We start from the raw sequence: 2,955 nt of genomic DNA, 5'->3' as shown, positions 1-2,955 counted from the left end.
TGACCCGGGAGACTGATCAAGCGGTCGATGGGCGGTCAGAGAGCACCCGCTCGACCTTCCCGGATCGGGATGTTGTGGTCGACGATCAGTTGGGCGACCTTGAGCCGGGCCCGCGGAGTTAGGGCGACGTTGGCGTGGGTCACGGACTCGGCTCCTCCGCGTCTGCGGCCTCAGTGGGAGCTTTGCATTGCTTGAACACGTGCACTGAGAGCCACACGGCGACCAGGAGACTGACGACGCAGATCCCGAGGGCGACGTGGTACCCGATCTCGAACGAGTTGCTGGCGGTCGCCTGCAGTCGCGGCGGGACTCCGTGCAGGTTCCCCGTCGTGATGGTGTGGGTTGCCCGGTGTCGCGATGAGCCCCAGCTGTGTTGGGTGGCCGCCGCGCCAAGGGCCCCGACGAGCGCGAGTCCTACCGCCGTACCGAGCTGCCGGGAAGAGTTCAGCATGGCCGAGGCAGCCCCCGCGACCGGCCTAGCGACATCGCGCATGGCCACGCTCGTGATCCCGGGAACCAGTAGCCCGAAACCAACTCCAGAGACCAAGTAGCCAACTCCCGCAACGGCGAAGGGGGTCGTCGGAGTCAACGTGCTCAGTGCTGCCACGCCGACTGCTCCGCCTGCGCAGCCCGTGGTGACAATGGCTCGTGGCGTGAAGCGTTGACCGAGTTTGCCGGCCATTTGGGCCGCGAGAAGGAATGGGATGTTCATCAGCAGCCACGACAAGCCGGTGCGAAGGGCCGACCAGCCGAGAAGATTCTGGAACATCAAGGTGACGTAGTACAGCGTCCCGCTGAAAGCCACGTAGCTGAGGAAGTAAATGGCACACGCGCCGATGAACGCTGAGTTGTCGCGCACATCTCGCGGCACCAAGGGATCATCCGCGCGGCGCTGCCACTGCATGAACGCCGTGAGGGCGAGTCCGCCGACGCCGAGCGGCACCAGGGTTCGCGCAGCGTCCCAGGGAACATCGGTGACGGTGATCAGGCCGAAAGTCACTGACGCCAGACCCGCCGACGCGAGCACGACGCCAGGCACGTCAAGCGGCCGCGGCTGCGACGTGGCCGCGGCGATCGGGACCGTAAGCAGGATCAAGGCGACTGTGGCGAGAATGATCGGGACGTTGACCCAGAAGATCGTTGACCAGCCGAACACTGAAAGAATCAGGCCGCCGACGACCGGGCCCGCCCCGAAACCGATGCCACCGATCGCTGCCCACCAGCCGATGGCGTGACCGCGCTGCTCTGGCGGATAGGTGTCGGCCAGGACGGCGAGGGTCAGGGCCAAGATGGCTGCTCCGCCTACGCCCTGCCCGACACGGGCGCCGATGAGCACCTCGGGCTTCGGTGCAAGCGCGGCTGCCGCAGAGCAGAGGCCAAAGACGATGAGGCCTGCCAAGAGCACGCAGCGGTGACCGAGGCGATCACCGAGCGCGCCCATCAAGGGGATCAAGGCAGCGAGCCCGAGGGCGTAACCACTGATGATCCACTCCAATACCCCGGTAGTGGCATGGAACTCGTGCTGGATCGTCGGAACAGCGACATTGATGATGGTTACGTCCAGCTGGATCACGAAGCCAGCCAGACACAGCGCCAGCAGCGCAATCCGCCGCTGTCGGTCGGCATCTAGGGTGGGTGCTGATTGGTTCGGGGTCGTCACATCGTGCTCCTGTCACGTTCTCGGTCGTGGGCGTGTCATAGGAACTGACACCCCGCACGACGAGGACGTGACCGATGGACGATCCGGAACAACTCAGCCGCCACTTCGAAGAGAACCGTCAACGGCTGACCGCGCTGGCCTACCGGATCCTCGGCGACCGCTTCGACGCTGAAGACGCCGTCCAAGACTCCTGGGTTCGACTCAGCCGCCCTGGCGTAACGGATCTGGACTCGGTGACGAACCTCGACGGGTGGATGACCACGGTCGTCTCGCGCACGTGTCTCAACAAGCTCAGAGCCCGAGCCGCGCGACCCGAGAACCCCACAGACGCAACCGGACCCGAACTCCACCTGCGAGGCGATGATCAGGTCCTGAGCCCAGAGGATCAGGCTCTGCTCGCTGAACAGGCCAGCCTGGCCCTCCACATCGTCCTGGAGAGCCTCACACCATCCGAGCGCCTCGCGTTCATCTTGCACGACTCCTTCGGGATGTCGTTCAGTGATATCGCCGCCGTGATCGGCAAGTCGGTCGAAGCCATCCGCAAGCTCGCCAGCCGCGCCCGCAGCAGGGTGCACGCCGTGGACCCGGGCGAGATCGAGACCGATCCCGCCGTTCAGCGCAGTGTGGTCAACGCCTTCTTCGCGGCATCCCGCGACGGTGACCTCGACACTCTCCTCGCCCTGCTACACCCCGAGATCACGTTCCGCGCCGACGGCGGCGCCACCAGGACCGCCGCGACCGCCACGATCCGTGGACCGCAGGACGTGACCCGGCGCGCAACGACATTCGCCATCCCGGACGCCACGTTCCAGCCGATCACGGTCAACGGCGGCGCAGCAGTCATCGTCCGCGCCAACCACCAGCCCGTCTCGATCATGACCTTCGTGATCATTCACGGTCGGATCATCCAGATCTACTCACTGCTCGATCAGCCACGCATTGACCGGCTGATCAGCAATATCGAGTAGGAAACATCAGCCCAGCCGCAGCAAACCCCGCTCAAGACCGCATCACGCAACTGTTAAACAAATGTTCCGGGGCCACCCCACTGAGTAGTGCCCGGATGCCAACGCGGCGCGCTCGGATTGTGCGCAGATGACAACGATCAGCGGTGTGTTCCCGGTCATGCTCGGAGCTGGACCGAGCGCAGGGAGCCGGCAAGAACGGGACCGATCAGGCACCGCGCCGGGTGGTGGTCGCCGGAGCCGGCGCCGTCGGACTCTCGACGGCGTGGTTCTTGCAGGAGCACGGCGTGGAGGTGACCGTCGTCGACCGCGACGGCGTGGCGGCCGGTT

3 protein-coding genes are annotated in these 2,955 nt (G+C 65.4%); 2 read left to right on the top strand and 1 reads right to left on the bottom strand.

The window, feature by feature from the left end:
- Positions 1-139: 139 nt before the first annotated feature.
- A complete protein-coding gene (locus tag IJH84_RS15130; protein ID WP_295145544.1) occupies positions 140-1,660 on the bottom strand; it encodes an MFS transporter in 1,521 nt (506 codons plus the stop codon).
- A 74-nt stretch (positions 1,661-1,734) separates the two neighbouring features.
- Between IJH84_RS15130 and IJH84_RS15125 the strand changes: the two genes are divergently transcribed.
- Together IJH84_RS15125 and IJH84_RS15120 are read left to right on the top strand one after the other, a co-directional pair.
- Positions 1,735-2,628, top strand: coding sequence for a sigma-70 family RNA polymerase sigma factor (locus tag IJH84_RS15125; protein ID WP_295145542.1), 894 nt, complete (start codon positions 1,735-1,737; stop codon positions 2,626-2,628).
- A gap of 167 nt (positions 2,629-2,795) precedes the next feature.
- On the top strand, positions 2,796-2,955 hold a 160-nt coding region (locus tag IJH84_RS15120; protein WP_295145546.1), incomplete at its 3' end, for an FAD-dependent oxidoreductase.

This window comes from Saccharopolyspora sp., from assembly GCF_017434145.1.
Lineage (GTDB): Bacteria > Actinomycetota > Actinomycetes > Mycobacteriales > Pseudonocardiaceae > Saccharopolyspora_C > Saccharopolyspora_C galaxeae.
Note: the sequence above shows the minus strand (reverse complement) of the source record. Positions and strands in the feature narration are given on the sequence as shown.

Coding starts and splice junctions, on each gene's coding strand:
- IJH84_RS15125 (WP_295145542.1), top strand. CDS start 1,735: ATGGACGATCCGGAACAACTCAGCCGCCACTTCGAAGAGAACCGTCAA.